This window comes from Microbacterium sp. JB110 (genome assembly GCF_003335195.1).
Lineage (GTDB): Bacteria > Actinomycetota > Actinomycetes > Actinomycetales > Microbacteriaceae > Microbacterium.
Window position 1 is genome coordinate 35,620 of record NZ_QPGM01000004.1, and the last position, 17,347, is coordinate 52,966.

A 17,347-nucleotide genomic window follows, 5' to 3' on the forward strand; every position below is an offset into this window, starting at 1 on the left:
GTCAGGTGAGCGGTTCGATTGGGACCGACGTGCCCGACCAGTCGGCGAAGTAGCGCACCACCATCGAGATGCCGGCGGTTCGAGCGCCTGCCACGGCGATCAGCATCGAATCGGGGGCGACGATCGTGGGCTGGAACTCGTCGGGGTCGCCGACCAGTGATGCCGAGCGCACTCCGCCTTCGCCGCGCGCCTTGCCGACCGCGGCGAGCTGGCCGGCCGTGCGACCGGAGTGCTCAGCCAGCCAGGTCCGGATGGCCTGCCGATCGAACCCGCCGTCGGCCAGTCGCTCGGCGTGCTCGGGGCACAGCACGAGCCCGACCTGCGCGTTGGCGAAGATCCACGGTCCCGTGCGGCCGATCGAGTCGGCGAAGTCGGCGAGCAGCTGTTCGGCGTCCTTCGTGTGCCGGTTGTCGACGAACTCGCTCGTGCGCAGCAGCACGGTCGTGACGGCGTCGCCCGAGACGCCGCGCTCCTCGGCGAGCGGACCCCACGGACTGTCCTCTTCGTTCTCACCGAAGCAGATCTGCCAGCGGCCAGGGATGCCCTGAGTCGACTGTTCGAGTTCGTGGGGCTTCACCCCGAATGCGTTTCGGACGATCAGGCCGATCGCGCGCGGGATGGTCGCGTTCGCACGGAAGCCCGGCCCGAACACGCCGCCCGTCGAGTTGAGTCCGATCCGCTCGCGCACGGCGCCGTTCACGACGATCAGCGGCGCCGGCCCTGAGGTGGACTGCCAGCCGCCGCCCTTCGTGGTGCGCTCCAGCATGAGCGCCTCCCACGCGGCGAGCACGACGGGGAAGTACTCGGGGAGACACCCCGCCATGGCGGCGTTGATGGCCGCCGTGCGCACCGTGACCTCCCGGTCGACCTGCGGCATGTGGCCGATGACGTCGTCGGGGGCCAGCCGCGTCTGCGCCAGGAAGCGCTCCAGCAGCGGCTCGCTGACGGGCACGAGCGGCAATCCGTCCGACCAGCCCTGGTCGTAGGCGTACTCGATGGCCTCCCGTGCGACATCCGGGTCCGGCGCGGTCACTGACCCTCCTCCGTGAGCGTGCGCACGATCTCCGGCAGCAGAGCCCTCGCCCTCTCGCGCACCTCGTCCTCGGCGAGCACTGCGACGGGGTGCTCTGTGGTGATCCACTCGTAGTCGGGGTTGCCGTGCACGCCCGCCATGGTGCGACCTGTGGTCGTGAACGCGTCGGTGAGCACGACGGCGGCAGGCATCCCCGCCTTCTCGAAGTTGATGCCGTCGGCCACGGCCGCCGCGCTGCACGAGCCGCAGTCGCCGATACCCGTCACGACGACATCGGCGACGCCCCGGTAGCGCCCGACGATCTCGTCGTCGACGGGCACGGAGAAGCTCTTCTTCGTCTCGACGATCGTGACCTGGCCGGCACCGGCCTCCTCGACGAGGAGCCGGCCCACCTCCTGCAGGAACAGCATCGCGTTGTGTTTGGTGTTGTCGAGCAGCCCGACGCGCGCACCGGAGAGCGGGCGCCGCTGCGCGAGGCCGCCTTCGGTCTTCTGCTTGGCCAGCCCTGTGGGGTCGAGAATCGGGTTCACCATCGTGCGTTCACTCCTCGATCACGCGTCATGCAGGATGACGCTGCGGATGTTCTTGCCCGCGTGCAGGTCGTCGTACGCGAGGTTGACCTGATCGAGCGTGTAGCGGTTCGTGATGAGCTCCTTGATCTTCAGGTCGCCCGACCGATAGAGACCGAGGAGCTTGGGGATGTCGTAGAGCGGATTGCAGTCGCCGAACAGTGCGCCGCGCACCTGTCGCTGATAGCTGATCAGGAAGCCGCCCGGCAGCGTCACGGCCTTCTCCTCCGCGTGGCCGACCGCGGTGATCGTGGTCTTGCCTCCCTTCCCCGTCATCAGGACGGCCGCCGTGACGATCTCCTCCGTGACGGCATCCGGGGTGAGGATGCAGTGGTCGGCCAACTGGCCCCAGGTGACGGCGTTGACGTACTCGTGCGCTTCTTCGGCGGTCGCGAAGGTCTCGGTCGCACCGAGGCCGAGCGCGCTGTCGCGCTTGAACTGCACGGGGTCGACGACGACGACGTTCTTCGCACCGGCGTATCGCGCACCCTGCACGGCATTGCTGCCGACGCCGCCCGCACCGAAGACGACGACGGTGTCGCCCGGCCTCACGCCCGCCGCATACACAGCGGAGCCCCATCCGGTCGGAACGCCGCAGCCGACGAGGCACGCGATCTCGAACGGGATGTCGTCGTCGAGGGGCACGACGGCCCATTCGGAGACGACCGCGTACTCGGAGAACGTGCCGAGCGAGCAGAACCCGCCGTAGTCCTCGCCGTCCTTGTGGAAGCGGAACGTGCCGTCGAGGAACATGCCCGTGCCGGCATTGAGCCCCTTGACGCACATGTTCTGGTGTCCGAGCGAGCAGGGCCGGCAGGCGCCGCACGCCGGGATGTACGAGCAGACGACGCGGTCGCCCGGCTTCACGCGGGTGACGTTCTCGCCGACCGACTCGACGATGCCTGCACCCTCGTGCCCGCCGACCACGGGCATCCGGACCTTGGCGTCGCCGCGGGTGATGTGATCGTCTGAGTGGCACAGACCGGATGCGGCGAACTTGACCCGGACTTCGTGCTCCTTCGGGTCGTCGAGATCGAGCTGCGTGAGCTCCCAGCCGGTGTGGGCCTGATGCGCGACGGCCGCGGTGGTGGTGATGGTTGCCATGTCGGTTCTCCTCAGAAGCGGGGCAGCGGGGCTTCCCGCATCGAGACGGTCTTGACCTGTGTCCACTCGAGGACTGCGTCGGCGCCCATGGTGCGGCCGAAACCGCTGTTCTTGTAGCCGCCGAACGGCCCGCCGATGACCCCGGCGCCGAGGGCGTTGTTCACACCGACCTGGCCCGCCTGCAGCGCCCTGGTCATCCGGACCGCCGTTCCGACGTCGCGCGTCCAGACCGAGGCGACCAGGCCGTAGTCGACCCCGTTGGCGACCTCGATCGCCTCGGCTTCGCCGTCGACCGGGATGACCGAGAGCACGGGACCGAAGATCTCCTCCTGCGCGATGCGCATGTCGGGGGTCACATCGTCGAACAGCGTCGGCTCGACGAACCAGCCTCCGTCGAAATCGGTGCCGGACGGGCGCCCGCCGCCGGTGACGAGGGTCGCACCCTGCTCCTTGCCGATGTCGATGAAGCCGCAGACGCGCTCGTGCTGCTTGCCGTTGATCAGCGGCCCCATCTGCACCTTCTGGTGCCACGGCCCGACGGTGACCTTCGTCATAGCGTCGGCGAGCTTGTCGACGACCTCGGCGTGGATGCTGCGATCGACGATGACGCGGGTGCCCGCGGCGCAGATCTGTCCGGTGTTGAGTGTGACGCCCGTGGCGATCGCGGCGGCGGCGACGTCGAGGTCGGCGTCGGGGAAGACCACCTGCGGTGACTTGCCGCCGAGCTCGAGGTGGAGCGGGGTGAGGTTGCGCGAGCAGGCCTCCATGATGGCGCGACCCGTCTGCGGTGAGCCCGTGAAGCCCATCCGGCGGATGCGCGGGTGGGCGGGGATCGCGGCGCCCGCCTCAGCGCCGTAGCCGGTGACGACGTTGATCACGCCGGCCGGGATGCCCGCCTCGAGCGACAGCTTCGCCAGGGCGAGCGGTGTGAGAGGCGCATCCTCCGCCGGCTTCATCACGATCGTGTTGCCCGCGGCGATCGCGGCACCCACCTCGGTGATGAACATGGGGCCGGGCGCGTTCCACGGGATGACGCCGCCGACGACGCCGAACGGCTCACGCAGCGTGTAGCCCACGACATCGGGCGAATAGGTCGGGAGCGAGACGCCCTGGACTTTATCGGTCTGGCCGGCGATGAAACGCAGCTGGCCTGCCATCGGCGGCGGCCCCCAACTGGGTCGGCCGACCTCCTGGGATTCGAGGCTGTCGAGCGCAGCGCTGTGCTGCTCGATCAGGTCGGCCCAGCGGAACAGCAGCCGGCCTCGGGCAGTGGCGTTCATGTCGCGCCAGGCGGGGAACGCGCGCTCGCCCGCCTGCACGGCCTGCTCGACGTCCTCCGCGTCGCTGCGCGGGATGCGTGCGATCACCTCGCCGTTCGCGGGGTTCGCGACGTCGATGGTGCGGCCGCTGTGCGACGGCACCCACTCGCCGTCGATGAGCTGTGCGCCGTCGACGACGAGCGTGGAGGGGGCGACGGTCTCCGTGTCGATGATGGTCATGGTGTTCCTCTCTCACGCCTCGGCGATCTTCACGACGCCGCGGATGTTCTTGCCGTCGAGCATGTCCTGGTACCCCTCGTTCACGGTCTCGAGCGTGTAGGTGTTCGTGACCAGCTCGTCGAGCTTGAGCTTTCCCGACTGATAGAGGCTGATCAGACGGGGCACGTCGAACAGGGGGTTGCAGCCGCCGAAGATCGCGCCCTGGATGCGGCGCTGGAAGCCGATCAGAGCGCCGGGGTTCTCGCTGATCTTGCCGGGGCCGACCGCCGTGATCGTGACCTGGCCGGTCTTGCCGACGGCCTGGATCGCGCTGGCGATGACCTCGTCGTGCAGCTGGCTGACCGTGATGATCGCGTGGTCGGCGAGGTTTCCCCATGTGATGCCGACGATGAACTCCTGCGCCTCCTCCGCCGTGGCGAAGGTGTGCGTGGCGCCGAAGACCATCGCCATCTCGCGCTTGAACTCGACGGGGTCGACGACGATCACGCGTTCGGCCCCGGCGAGCGCTGCTCCCTGCACGGCGTTGCTGCCGACGCCGCCGGCGCCGTAGATGACGACCGTCTGGCCGGCGCGGACTCCCGCCGCGTGCACGGCCGTCCCCCACCCTGTCGGCACGGCGCACCCGGTCAGGCACGCGACCTCGAAGGGGATCTCATCCGGGATCGGAATCACGGAGTGCTCGGAGACGACCGTGTACTCGGAGAAGGTGCCGAGCACGCAGAGCCCGCCGTAGTCGACCCCGTCCTTGTGGAAGCGGAAGGTGCCGTCGGGGAACTGGCCCGTACCGGCGTTCTTGCCTTCGTCGCAGAGGTTCTGCCTGCCGGTGGAGCAGTAGCGGCATTTGCCGCAGGCGGGGATGAAGGAGAACACCACGTGGTCGCCGACCTTCGTACGGGTCACACCCGTGCCGACCGACTCGACGATGCCTGCACCCTCGTGGCCGCCGACGACGGGCATCCGCATCGGGGCGTCGCCCTTCTGGATGTGGTCGTCCGAGTGGCACATGCCCGCCGCGATCATCTTCACGCGGACCTCTTTGGGCCCAGGCGGGTCGAGCTCGAGCTCCGTGAGCTGCCACGGCTGGCCGCCCTCGTAGCAGACGACCGCGCGGGTCGTCATCGGTTTCGGCTCTGCGGCGACCGCTTCCGGCGCCTCTGCAGTGATGCTCATCAAACCTCTCCTCGGCCTGGGGAGCTTCGGACTTCCTCGTCCTGGCAGCTCCGTCGCGTGCTCGTTCCACAGTGAATCCCGGATGATCCCGGCGGCGCGTCCCTTCTGCCGGACGGAAGAGAAGTGGGATGAGTGCCGCAGACGCGGTCGGATGCCCTCATGAAGGATGTGCAGAACAAAGTGGTCGTCGTCACCGGCGGCTCGAGCGGCATCGGCCGCGGAATCGCCCTCGCGTTCGCGCGCGCAGGGGCACTCGTCACCGTCACGGGGCGGAAGGAGGAGCATCTCGCCGAGACGGAGCGGGAGTTCGCGGCAGAACGGCTGCCCGTCGAACTCGCGAGCGTCGACGTGACCGACAGGGACGCGATGCAGCGCCTCGCCGGCGAGATCGACGAACGCCGTGGCGGGGTCGACATCCTGATCAACAATGCGGGTCTCGGACTGACTGGGCCTGTCGCAACCGCGACGGCCGCCGACTGGGACTGGATCGTCGACGTGAACGTGCGGGGGGTCGGCAACGGCATCCTCGCGTTCCTGCCGCAGATGCGCGCGCACGGGCGCGGCGGCCATATCGTGAACACGGCTTCGATGGGCGGGCTGATGCCGATCGTCGCCGGGCTCTACTCGATGTCGAAGGCCGCGATCATCGCGCTGAGCGAGTCGATGAGCATCGAGCTCGCCGGCGACGGCATCGGCGTCTCGGCCTACTGCCCTGGACCCGTGCACAGCAATATCGGCTCTGGCGCGGCGCGCAGGCCGTCCCGCTACGGCGAGTCGGGGTACCCGACGCCCGATCTGTCGCGGCCCGGGTTCGACAAGAAGCAGCCGTACATGTCGGCGCGCGAGGCGGGCGAGCGGGTGCTGCAGGGGGTGCTGCGCGGCGACATGTTCCTGCTCACGCATCCGGAGTTCAAGGCCGGGGTGGTCGACCGCCACAGGGCGATCGAGAACGCCTTCCCCGACGAGCCGATCAGCGAGGACCGCGCCAGGGCCATCCCCTTCCTCACCGACGGCAGGGCCTACCGCACGGAGAGCGAGCGCCCGTCGCCGCAGCACGGCGTGGACGTACGCGGCGGCGCCTGAGAGCGTGGCGCGGCGCTCCGCTGTCCGCGCACCCACCGCTCCAAGCGGGCTGCGCGCGGGGCCGCCCGTGAGTCGTGTTGCCCCGCGCGGGGCCGCTGCGGGGCGTGTTGCCCGCGCGGCGCGGCTCCGAGCCCCGGCAGAATCGCCGAACCGCGGCAGAACCCGCCGGATTGTGCATCATTTCGGGGATTCTGCCGCGGCTCACCGCCGAACTCGACCACTCACTTCGGCGCAGAGCCGGCCGCGCCGGTACCGGCCTTCATGGCGAAGCCGCCGCCGTCGACGGCGAGCACCTGCCCGGAGACCCAGCGGGCGCGGTCGCTGAGCAGGAAGAACGCAGCGGAGGCGATGTCCCACACGTTGCCCTCGGTCTGCAGCGCGACGTTCTGGCGGCGCAGTTCGCGCTGCTCCTCGCTCATGCCGCGGGCGGCGAAGGCTCCCCAGATCATGCCGACGCGCACGCCGTTGACCCGGATGCCGTCGGGAGCGAACGTGGAGGCGGCGCTCACCGTGAGCTTCTCGAGCGCGGTCTTCGCGATCGTGTAGGGCATCGTCGGGCCGCGTCCCTCTGTGGCTCCGGATGAGACGGTCACGATCGAGCCGCCGGGGCGCAGATGGGGCTTGGCGAACTTGATCAGGCGCCACGCCGAGAGGAAGTTCAGCTGCATCACTCGGTCGAACTCGTCGTCGTCGATGTCGAAGGCGGGCACCGCTCCCCCGCCGCCGATCGAGTCGGCGACGATGTCGAGCCGGCCGAATCGGTCGACGGCCTTGCCGACCGCCTCGGAGACGGATGCGGAGTCGGTGACGTCGGCGGGGAACCACTCTGCCTCGCCTCCCGCTTCGCGGATCGCCTCGACGGCACGCCGCCCCGCCTCACCATCGAGGTCGACGACGGCCACGCGGGCCCCGGCTGCGGCGCAGAGCCATGCGATCGAGAATCCGACTCCGCCGAGCGGGCCGCTCAGGCCGCCGCCGGCTACGAGTGCGACCTTGCCGTCCATCCGGATGCCGTCGGTCGTCGCCAACTCGTCCGCCGTCGTCTGTGCCGCCCAGTTGTCGGTCGCCATGCCGTCACCTCTCTCATCTCCGTCGCCGTTCGCGCAGTCACCGCGCACCGGCATCCGGCACCGCGGCGCACGTGCAAATATGCGCCGCCCCGGGCCTCGCTTGCCGCTTTCTTCCGTGTGACGGAAGAAAGCGGTGGCGACGTGCCGCGCGGTTCCGCGGATCGCGCAGCGAGGACGCCGACGAGCATTGCGACCGCTGCTCCGGCTCGCTAGCGTATGCGTCACGCCACTTCTGGCACTCGGTGCCGTAATGTCGATCCAGGAGCACGCCGCTGTGCTCCCAACGCTGAGGAGGCTGGTCGATGAAGACCATGACCCTGGACGCCCCGAAGGTCTCCGCCCCGCCGATTCCGATGGGCATGAGGCCGGCAGAGTCCCGTGTGCGCACGCGGCGCGCGGAACGACCGACCGCCGCTCAGCGCGTGCTGTCGGTGCTCGATGTCTTCGATCAGGAGCACCTGGTGCTCACCCTCAGCGAGATCTCGCGCCGAGCGGGGCTGAGTCTGTCGACGACGCACCGGCTGGTGGGAGAGCTCAAGGAGTGGGGCGCGCTCGACCGGCGTGACGACGGCAGGTACACGATCGGCCTGCGCGTGCTCGAGCTCGGTTCGCTCGAGCCGCAGGGGTTGCGCCTGCGCACGGTCGCGCTGCCGTACCTCAGCGATCTGCACTCCGCGATCGCCGCCGACGTGATGCTGTCCGTGCGAGACGGCACCGACATCGTCTACGTCGAGTCGCTGCGCTCGCGCCGCGGTGCACCGGTGCTGACACGGTTCGGCGGGCGGTGGCCGATGCACGCCACGGCGACGGGGCAGGTGCTGCTCGCGCACGCTCCCCTCGACGTGCAGCACGAGGTGCTGGACGGCGATCTGCGTCGTTTCACGGCGAAGACCTGCACGGACGGCGACGACCTGCGGCGCAGGCTCGGCGACATCCGCAGCGCCGGATACACGATCGTCGACGAGGCGATCACGACGGGCGCCGTCGCCATCGCGGTTCCCGTGTTCGGGCAGGCCGACCGTGTCGTCTCCGCGATCGGCGCGACGATCCGGCGCGGCAGCTGCCCGCCGGAGTCGGTGCTGCCGGCGCTGTCGATGGCGGCCCGCGCGATCTCGCGCCGGCTCGGGGGCGGGCGCAGCTGAGGGGCGGCCGGATGCGCGGCGTCCGGGGCTCAGGCCCCGGCGTGCGCGTCGGACGGCACGAGCCCGAAGTGCTCCAGCTCCGCCTCATCGAGCAGGCGCGACCGGATCAGGAACCTCTTGCCGGTCGGCGCCTCCACGCTGAAGCCGCCGCCGCGGCCCGCCACGACGTCGATCGTCAGGTGGGTGTACTTCCAGTACTCGAACTGCGACCGCGACATGTACACCTCGATCGGCTGCTCCAGGCCCGCGTCGATCTCCCCCAGCAGCACGTCGCCGGATCCGGTGGCGAACATCCCGACCGGATAGCACATCGGCGACGAGCCGTCGCAGCAGCCGCCTGACTGGTGGAACATCAGCGGACCGTGCTGTTCCGTGAGCGTGCGCAGCAGCTCCGCGGCCTCGTCGGTCACGGCGACTCGGCTCAGCTGATCGCCCATTCCGCACCTCCTTCGGTGGTTCCCTCATCGTCCCGCAGAACGCCGCGGAGCGATACCGGGGCGGATAGAACCGCCCCGGTATGCGCATCCGGATCAGAAGAAGCCCATCGGGCCCTCCGCATACGAGACGAGCAGGTTCTTCGTCTGCTGGTAGTGATCGAGCATCATCCGGTGGTTCTCGCGGCCGATGCCCGACTGCTTGTATCCTCCGAACGCGGCATGTGCCGGGTACTGGTGGTAGGTGTTCGTCCACACCCTGCCGGCTTCGATCGCCCTGCCCGCGCGGTAACAGGTGTCCGCGCTGCGGCTCCATACGCCGGCCCCGAGCCCGTAGAGGGTGTCGTTGGCTGTGGTGATCGCATCGTCGTAACCGTCGAAGGCGGCAACCGACAGCACGGGCCCGAAGATCTCCTCCTGGAAGATGCGCATGCTGTTGGACCCCTCGAACACCGTCGGTGCGACGTAGTAGCCGTCAGTGAGGTCGCCACCGAGGTCGACCCGCTCGCCGCCGGTGAGCACCTTCGCGCCCTCCTCCTTGCCGATGTCGATGTACGACAGGATCTTCTCGAGCTGGTCGTTGGAGGCCTGCGCCCCGACCATCGTCTCCGTGTCGAGCGGGTTGCCCTGCACGATCTTGCCGACACGGGCGAGCCCGTCGCCGAGGAAGTCGTCATAGATGGAGCGCTGGATGAGCGCGCGCGACGGGCAGGTGCAGACCTCTCCCTGGTTGAGCGCGAACATCGCAAAGCCCTCGAGAGCCTTGTCGTAGTAGGCGTCTCTGCCTGCAGCGACGTCTTCGAAGAAGATGTTCGGACTCTTGCCGCCGAGCTCGAGCGTGACGGGAATGAGGTTCTGCGACGCGTACTGCATGATGAGGCGGCCGGTGGTCGTCTCACCCGTGAAGGCGATCTTCCGGATGCGCGGATGCGAGGCGAGCGGGGCGCCTGCCTCGATGCCGAAGCCGTTCACGATGTTCACGACGCCTGCCGGGAGCAGGTCGCCGATGATGTCGAACAGGAACAGGATCGACGCGGGTGTCTGCTCAGCCGGCTTGAGCACGACGCAGTTCCCTGCGGCGAGCGCCGGCGCCAGCTTCCACACCGCCATCAGGATCGGGAAGTTCCACGGGATGATCTGACCGACCACGCCGAGCGGCTCGTGGAAGTGGTAGGCGACCGTGTCCTCGTCGAGCTGGCTGATGCCGCCCTCCTGGGCGCGCAGCGCACCGGCGAAGTAGCGGAAGTGGTCGATGGCGAGCGGGATGTCGGCGGCGAGCGTCTCGCGCACCGGCTTGCCGTTCTCCCAGCACTCGGCGACCGCGATCTCTTCGAGATGCTCCTCCATCCGGTCGGCGATGCGGTTCAGCAGCACGGCGCGTTCGGCGGCGCTGGTGCGCTTCCACGAGGCGAACGCCTTCCACGCCGTGTCGACGGCACGGTCGATGTCCTCCGGCGTGCCCCGACCGATCTCGGTGAACGGCTTCCCCGTGATCGGGGTGATGTTCTCGAAGTAGTCGCCCTTCACCGGGTCGACGAACTCGCCCCCGATGTAGTGGCCGTAGCGCGAGCGGTAGTTCGCGACGGCGCCGTCCTGTCCAGGCGGGGTGTACACGGTCATGGCTGTCTCCTTCGACTGCGCGACATTCGCGGGGGGGGGTACCCGCGTCGGACACTGCCAAGCTACGACGGCGCAGGTTGCATCGGATTGCGCCGGATGCGGTACGCGACCGGAGCGCGTCGCGCGAACGGGCGGGTTGCCGGGGCGGGCGGGTTGCCGGGGCGGGCTGCCGACCGTCGGGCGGCTGTCTGCACGGACGGCCTGCGAAGGCGACCATCGGATGAGGCGCTCAGCCGCCTGGCGGACGGTGAGGCCAGCGCGTCGCGGGCTGCGTCGTCGTCGACCCGGGTCACCGGAGAGCGCGACGTGGCAGGGCCACGCGGTCAGACGTGTCGGTCGAAGCTCTCGAGCCGAGCGACCAGCCCGGCGCGGCGCGGGGAGCGCGGCGGCAGCATCCGGAGCACCTGCCGCATGGCGTCGGCGTCGTCGGCACCGACGTCGGTGTCGAGGTAGCTCAGCAGCACGTCGACGCCCGCTTCGCCGAGCAGCGTCTCGCGCAGCGAGGTGCGCACGCGCTCGCGCAGCTCCTCGACGCCGGGGGCGACCGAGTCTGGCAGCGCGTCGCCGCGGAAGGCGGCGAGCGCGACGCGGTGGGCGCCACGGTCGAGCAGGGCGAGGATCTGCTGGGCGTCGGTCTCGACGGCGGAGATCCGGTACGGGCGCGATTCCGGCACGAGGTCGGGAGCCGACGCGGCCAGCAGTCGACGCAGCCGCACCATCTCGGGGCGCAGCGTCGCGACCGCCGAGGGGTCGCCGTAGACGAGCTCCGCCAGTCGCTCCGCGGTGAGGCCCTGGCGATGCGTGGCGAGCATCAGCACGATCTCGGCATGGCGCAGCCCGAGCTCGACGCTGTGCTCCGCGTCGCCGGAGGGGACGGTCAGAACTGCTCGGTCGCGTCCGAGCACGCTCAGGGTCGCGCACGGTGTCGAGGATGCTCTCTGACCGGTTCTCTTCCCTGACGAGCCCTCGCGCAAGCGAGCGACGAGCAGCTCTCCCTCGACCGCCCGTGCGGTCGCGTCCACGAGCATCTGTGCGGGTGCGCTGGCGGCCTCGTTGCCGCCTGTGACGTCGATCACGCCCAGCAGCGTCCCCGTCTCCGGGTCGCGTACGGGCGCCGCGGTGCACGACCATGGCTGCACGAACCGATTGAAGTGCTCGGCACCGCGCACCTGCACCGAGCGCCCCAGTGCGAGAGCCGTGCCGGGAGCCGCGGTGCCGACGCGCTCCTCAGACCAGTTCGCCCCCTCGACGAAGCCCATATCGCCTGCGCGGCTGCGCAGCATCCGGTCGCCCTCGATCCACAGCAGCCGACCCGCTGCGTCGCCGACGGCCACGACCACGCCGGCGTCGTCGCTCGCGCCCGGCAGCAGCAGGGTCCGGATGAGCGACAGCGTGGCAGAGAGCGGATGCCCCGCGCGATAGGCCTCGAGCGCGTCGCCGCTCAGTTCGAGCTCCGGCAGGCCCTCCGCGTGCACCCTGCGGTCGACGGAGCGGGTCCACGATTCGCGCACGACGGGCCGCACACGCTCGAGCCCGGACGCCGCGGCGTCACCGGCGAGGAGCGCCCCGTACGCGCGCTCGATCTCGTCGCGTTCGATCGATCCGCTGGTGGGCACGAGCCACGGCGACGACATGGTGTCCCTTCCTCGTCGAGGGAACAGGTGGGGCACCAGTCTATGGCGGCCCGGTCTGCTCCGGGAGGGGTGCGGGCCGGGCCGATTCCCTCCTCAGAACGCGACGACGGGCTTGAGCACCTCACCGGACTCGGAGTCGGCGAACGCGGTCGTCAGATCGTCGAAGGCGTAGGAGCGCACGAGGCGCTCGAAGGGGAACTGGCCGGCGCGGTTCAGCGCGATCAGCTCCGGGATGAACGTCTGCGGCATCGCGTCGCCCTCGACGATCCAGGTCAACCGGATGCCGCGGGCGAGTGCGGAGGGCAGATCGATCACGCCCTTGGCGTCGGCCTTGGCCGCGCCGAGCGCACCGGCGTGGCCCGCGACGGCGAGCGAGTCGATCATCTGCGCGAACACGCGGTCGTTGCCCGTGGTGTCGAGTGCGGTCTGCACGCCGCCGCCGGTGATCTCGTGGATGCGCGCGACCGAGTCCTCTCGGCCGGGGTTGATCACATGCGTCGCGCCGAGCTCTGTGGCCAGCTCGAGGCGTGAGTCGACCATGTCGACGGCGATGACCGTTCCTGCACGATTCGCCACGGCGGCCATCAGCGCGGACAGGCCCACGGCGCCCGCGCCGAAGACGACGAAGGTGCCGCCCGGTCGGGGCTGGAGCACGTTGAGCACCGCACCCGCACCCGTCTGCACACCGCAGCCGAGGGGACCTGCGATCTCGAGCGGGAAGTCATCCGGAATCTTCACCACGCTGCGCGAAGCCGCATTGGTCAGAGTCGCGAACGAGGATTGGCCGAAGAAATGCGAACGCACCGGTTCTCCCTCGGCGTCGGAGAAGGCCGTCGACCCATCGGGGCGGCCGCCGGCGAAGTTGTGGATGAAGATATCGGCGCAGTACGCCGGATGTCCGCTCCAGCAGTTCTGGCACGCACCGCAGCTGTTCACGGTGAGCACGACGTGGTCGCCCGGCGCGACGTGCGTGACGCCCGGCCCGATCTTCTCCACAACGCCTGCGCCCTCATGCCCGAGCACGAAGTTCGGATCCGTCGGCATCCACCCGTCGCGCACCACGGCATCGGTGTGGCAGACACCGGTGGCGACCATCCGCACCTGCACCTCGTTGGCACGGGGCTCCTCGAGCACCAGATCCCGGATGGCGAGGGGCTCGCCGACCTTCTCGAACACCGCTGCCCGCACCGGGGTTCCGCTTGCGTCGCTCATGCTGTTCCTCCTCGGGACGTCGTCCGACCCGACGATGGGCCTGCCACGAGGCTAACCCAGACGTCGGACGGTGCGGGAGGGGGCCTACCGGTGGGCGGGAGGGTGCGCCCCTCACTCGATGACGGGAGGGTGCGTCGACCACGACGCGCGCTCCTCGGCCGACGGCGCAACCGGGATTCTGCCGAGGCCGTCCGGTTCGGGGATCGCTCTCAGGAGCGACCGCGTGTAGGGGTGCTGCGGATCGGCCCACACACGCGCGGTGCCACCCGCTTCGAGCACCCGACCGCCGTACATCACCAGCGTGCGATCGGCGATTCTGCGCACCACCGCGAGATCGTGCGAGATGAACAGCATTCCTGCGCCCGATTCGGAGACGAGATCGCGCATCAGCGCAGCCACGGATGTCTGCGTCGAGGCATCGAGTGCCGAGATCGGCTCGTCGGCGACCAGCAGCTTCGGCCTCGCGGCGAGCGCTCTGGCGATCGCGATGCGCTGCTTCTGACCTCCGGAGAACTCGTGCGGGAACCGCGAGACCGCAGCGGGGTCGAGGCCGACGCGCTCGAGCCACTCCTGCGGATCCGAACCCTCCAGACCGCGGGCACGCGCTGCAGCCGCACCATCGGCGATCTGGCCGCCGATCCTGCGGCGAGGATTGAGCGAGGTCGACGGATCCTGGAACACCATCTGGATTCCCGTCAGGTCGGCTCGACGTCGGCGGAGCCGCAGCGGAGTCACGGAGGATCCCACGAACTCCGCGGTGCCCTGTGCGAGGTTCTCGATACCGGCGACCGCGCGGGCGACGCTCGACTTGCCGCTGCCGCTCTCGCCGACCAGCGCGACCGTCTCGCCCTCGTGGATGTCGAACGAGACGTCATCGACGGCCGTGAGCGGTGTGCGCCTGCCGTAGCGGACGACCAGGCCGCGTGCTTCCAGCACCGTCGAGCTCGTTGATGAGGTTTCGGCGCTCACGCGGCACCTCCTTCGTCGGCGATGCGCGAGCCCGGCAGCGCGGCCAACAGGCTCCGCGTGTAGTCATGCTGCGGATTCGAGAACAGCCCCTCGCGAGTCGAACTCTCCACGATCCGACCGCCGCGCATCACCGCGACGTCGTCGGCGATTGCGCTCATCACGCCGAGGTCGTGCGTGACCAGCAGCACCGCGAGTTCGCGTTCGATGGCAAGATCGCGCAGCAGGCGCAGAATGCCCGCCTGCACGGTGACATCGAGAGCCGTGGTCGGCTCATCGGCGAGCAGCACCTCCGGGTCGCACGCCAGTGCGATGGCGATCGCGATGCGCTGGCGCTGGCCCCCGGAGAACTGGTGCGGGTATCGAGTGAGCGCATCCTCCGCATCCGGCACGCTCACGCGCTCGAGCAGCTCGGCCGCATGCTCCATGGCCTTCTTCCGGTCGGATCCGAGGTGCGTGCGCACATGATCGGTGAGCTGGTGACCGATGGTGAGCTGCGGGTGCAGCGCGGACGACGGATCCTGGAACACCATCGCGACGCGGTTGCCGCGCACCCGGTTGAGGGCGCGCCGCTTCATGCCGAGCAATTCGGTGTCGCCCAGTCGGATCGATCCGCAGGCCCGCGCCTGCCGCGGCAGCAGGCCCAGCACGGCGAGCGAGGTGAGCGTCTTGCCCGATCCGGACTCGCCGGCCAGGCCCTGCACACGCCCCGCCGACAGCTCCAACGAGATGCCCTGCACGAGTGGGCGTCCGATCGAGATGTGCAGATCGGTGATGCTGAGAGCGCTCATGAAGCAACCCCCTTCGCCGCCCCGTCGTCTGCGGGCGCGCTCAGCCCGGGTTCAGCACGCACGGCATCCGATGCCGGGTCGAGCACATCTCGCAGCGCATCGCCGAGGAAGTTGAATGCCATCACGACTGTGAGGATGGCCAGTCCGGGAAACACTCCGAGCCACCACGCGTCGAAGTTCTGCATCGCAGCCGAGATCATCGAGCCCCATTCCGGCGTCGGCGGCTGGGCCCCCAGCCCGAGGAAGGACAGACCGGACAGCAGCAGGATGGCCGTTCCCACATCGAGCGTTGCGAGCACGATCACGGGGCCGGCGATGTTGGGCAGGATGTCGACGGTGAGTGTGCGCAGGGGTGAGTAGCCCAGCAGTCGACCCGAGACGACGTAGTTCTGCGTGCGCAGGCTGATCACGAGGCTCCGGACGACGCGCGCATACTGCGGCCAGGAGACGACGACCGCCGCGATCACGGCGTTGAACAGCGACGGCCCGAGTGATGCCGCCACCACCATCGCGAGGATGACGGTCGGGAAGGCCATGAACAGATCCGTCAGTCGCATCAACGTCTCGTCGACCCAGCCGCCGACGTAGCCGGCGACGGAGCCGATGATCGTGCCGATCACGGTCGCGGCGACGACGAGGGCGAGCGCGAGCGGCAGCGTCACGGTGGCACCGGACATCAGACGCGAGAAGATGTCACGGCCGTTGCCGTCGGTGCCGAGCACTGCCTCACTGCCCGGCGCCTGCAGGCGAGGCAGCGACTGGGCGAGCGGGTCGTGCGGCACCCACCACTGCGCCGTGAATCCGACTATCACCCATGCGAGGGCGAGCACGGTCCCGACGATCCCAAGGGGTGTGCGCCACGCCCGCGGCAGGCGCACGCGCGGCCGCCACCAGGGGCGCGCCGTCTCGAAAGCACTCGCGTTCGTCGTGCCGTCGCCGCGTTCATCCGGGCTCATGCAAGCCTCACTCTCGGGTCGAGCACGCCGTAGAGCACATCGACGACGAAGTTGATCACGAGATAGATGACACCGACGACGAGTCCGACGCCCATCACTCCGGGCAGATCGAGGTTCGACGCCGAACCGTAGGCGTAGGTGCCCAATCCGGGCCACGCGAACACGGCCTCGACCAGCACGGTGCCTGACAGCAGCGCCCCGAAGGCGATGCCCACGACGGTCAGGATGGGCAGCGCGGCGCCGCGCAGCACGTAGTCGAGCACGACACGGGTGCCGTTGAGGCCCTTGGCGCGGGCCGTTCGCACGTAGTCGCTCGCCAGCACCTCCAGCACGGAGGTCCGGATGAACCGGGTCAGCAGTCCGATCGTCACCAGAGACAGCACGAGCACGGGCAGCGCCATGTGGGCCGCCGCATCGAAGAAGCCGACGGCGTCGCCGTTGAGAAGGTAGTCGATCGTGTAGAAGCCGGTGATGTTCGGCGGAGGCACGATGTTCGGTGAGACGCGACCGGAGCCCGGGGCGACGCCCAGCTGGAGGAAGAACACGTAGAAGCTGACCAGCGCGAGCCAGAACGTCGGAACGCTCAACCCGATCAGGGTGATGACGCGCACGATCTGGTCAGTGACGAGCCCCCGTCGGTACGCGGCCAGCGTGCCGAGCACGATGCTCACGGCCAGGCTGACGATGATGGCGGCCACGGCGATCTCAATCGTGGCCGGCACAGCGGTCGCGAGATCGTCGACGACGGGCTGCCCCGTTACGAGGGACGTACCGAGGTCGCCCTGGAAGACGTTGGCCATGTAGAGGAAGTACTGCACGACGAGCGGCTGATCGAGTCCGTGCTCGCGGATGAACGCCTCGCGGGTGGCCTCGTTCTGCGATGCTCCCTCGCCGAGAGCCGCGGCGACGGGGTCGCCGGGAACGAGGTTCGTGAGCAGGAACGTGACGACCGTGACGCCGATGAGCAGCAGGACGGATGTTCCGGCGCGACGCAGCAGGTACCCGGCGAGGGGCGACCTCGCCGGGCGATTGCGCGTCGGGGTGTCAGAAGCCATCGGTGTGGA

At 69.5% G+C, this 17,347-nt stretch carries 16 protein-coding genes; 2 read left to right on the forward strand and 14 right to left on the reverse strand.

All coding sequences use genetic code 11. The features are described 5' to 3' along the window. Position 1: 1 nt before the first annotated feature. From CIK77_RS08510 to CIK77_RS08530, 5 genes are read right to left on the reverse strand one after another with little or no spacing between them, the layout of a single operon-like run. Complete coding sequence (locus tag CIK77_RS08510; RefSeq protein WP_087053717.1) at positions 2–1,033, reverse strand: hypothetical protein; 1,032 nt, start codon at positions 1,031–1,033, stop codon at positions 2–4. After that, positions 1,030–1,566 carry a UGSC family (seleno)protein gene (locus tag CIK77_RS08515; protein WP_087053716.1) on the reverse strand — a complete coding sequence of 179 codons (537 nt, stop codon included), beginning with the start codon at positions 1,564–1,566 and terminating at the stop codon, positions 1,030–1,032. The genes CIK77_RS08510 and CIK77_RS08515 overlap by 4 nt, the downstream gene beginning before the upstream one ends. An 18-nt stretch (positions 1,567–1,584) precedes the next feature. After that, positions 1,585–2,706, reverse strand: a complete 1,122-nt coding sequence (locus tag CIK77_RS08520) for an NDMA-dependent alcohol dehydrogenase (protein ID WP_087053715.1) — start codon at positions 2,704–2,706, stop codon at positions 1,585–1,587. A gap of 11 nt (positions 2,707–2,717) precedes the next feature. Next, the gene (locus CIK77_RS08525; RefSeq protein ID WP_087053714.1) at positions 2,718–4,205 is read right to left on the reverse strand and encodes an aldehyde dehydrogenase family protein; all 1,488 of its coding nucleotides are present in this window, start codon (positions 4,203–4,205) and stop codon (positions 2,718–2,720) included. Positions 4,206–4,217: 12 nt separating this feature from the next. After that, positions 4,218–5,375 (reverse strand): NDMA-dependent alcohol dehydrogenase, encoded by a 1,158-nt coding sequence (locus CIK77_RS08530; protein ID WP_212647425.1) that lies wholly within the window; start codon positions 5,373–5,375, stop codon positions 4,218–4,220. Positions 5,376–5,534: 159 nt separating this feature from the next. Between CIK77_RS08530 and CIK77_RS08535 the strand changes: the two genes are divergently transcribed. Then, positions 5,535–6,458, forward strand: a complete 924-nt coding sequence (locus CIK77_RS08535; protein ID WP_087053713.1) for an SDR family NAD(P)-dependent oxidoreductase — start codon at positions 5,535–5,537, stop codon at positions 6,456–6,458. A gap of 221 nt (positions 6,459–6,679) precedes the next feature. Here the strand turns inward: CIK77_RS08535 and CIK77_RS08540 are convergent, their stop codons facing one another. Continuing rightward, on the reverse strand, positions 6,680–7,528 hold the full coding sequence (locus CIK77_RS08540) for an SDR family NAD(P)-dependent oxidoreductase (protein WP_170934022.1): 849 nt from the start codon (positions 7,526–7,528) through the stop codon (positions 6,680–6,682). Positions 7,529–7,830: 302 nt separating this feature from the next. Between CIK77_RS08540 and CIK77_RS08545 the strand changes: the two genes are divergently transcribed. Further along, positions 7,831–8,670 carry an IclR family transcriptional regulator gene (locus CIK77_RS08545; protein WP_212647424.1) on the forward strand — a complete coding sequence of 280 codons (840 nt, stop codon included), beginning with the start codon at positions 7,831–7,833 and terminating at the stop codon, positions 8,668–8,670. A gap of 29 nt (positions 8,671–8,699) precedes the next feature. On the opposite strand, the gene CIK77_RS08550 is transcribed toward CIK77_RS08545, so the two are convergent. The 8 genes from CIK77_RS08550 to CIK77_RS08585 form a co-directional block, all read right to left on the reverse strand. Next, a complete protein-coding gene (locus CIK77_RS08550; protein WP_087053711.1) occupies positions 8,700–9,107 on the reverse strand; it encodes a DUF779 domain-containing protein in 408 nt (135 codons plus the stop codon). Between the two features lie 93 nt (positions 9,108–9,200). Then, entirely contained in the window at positions 9,201–10,724 is a 1,524-nt protein-coding gene (gene exaC, locus CIK77_RS08555; RefSeq protein ID WP_087053710.1) for an acetaldehyde dehydrogenase ExaC, read from the reverse strand. A 323-nt stretch (positions 10,725–11,047) separates the two neighbouring features. Further along, a complete protein-coding gene (locus CIK77_RS08560) occupies positions 11,048–12,358 on the reverse strand; it encodes a GAF domain-containing protein (RefSeq protein WP_087053709.1) in 1,311 nt (436 codons plus the stop codon). 93 nt (positions 12,359–12,451) lie between these two features. Continuing rightward, a complete protein-coding gene (locus CIK77_RS08565; RefSeq protein WP_087053708.1) occupies positions 12,452–13,570 on the reverse strand; it encodes an NAD(P)-dependent alcohol dehydrogenase in 1,119 nt (372 codons plus the stop codon). A gap of 111 nt (positions 13,571–13,681) precedes the next feature. After that, positions 13,682–14,539 carry an ABC transporter ATP-binding protein gene (locus CIK77_RS08570; RefSeq protein WP_249268459.1) on the reverse strand — a complete coding sequence of 286 codons (858 nt, stop codon included), beginning with the start codon at positions 14,537–14,539 and terminating at the stop codon, positions 13,682–13,684. Then, entirely contained in the window at positions 14,536–15,327 is a 792-nt protein-coding gene (locus tag CIK77_RS08575; RefSeq protein ID WP_087053707.1) for an ABC transporter ATP-binding protein, read from the reverse strand. Before CIK77_RS08575 ends, CIK77_RS08570 begins: the two co-directional genes overlap by 4 nt. Beyond that, complete coding sequence (locus CIK77_RS08580; RefSeq protein ID WP_087053706.1) at positions 15,324–16,283, reverse strand: ABC transporter permease; 960 nt, start codon at positions 16,281–16,283, stop codon at positions 15,324–15,326. The genes CIK77_RS08575 and CIK77_RS08580 overlap by 4 nt, the downstream gene beginning before the upstream one ends. Then, the gene (locus CIK77_RS08585) at positions 16,280–17,338 is read right to left on the reverse strand and encodes an ABC transporter permease (RefSeq protein WP_087053705.1); all 1,059 of its coding nucleotides are present in this window, start codon (positions 17,336–17,338) and stop codon (positions 16,280–16,282) included. Before CIK77_RS08585 ends, CIK77_RS08580 begins: the two co-directional genes overlap by 4 nt. Positions 17,339–17,347: the final 9 nt, after the last annotated feature.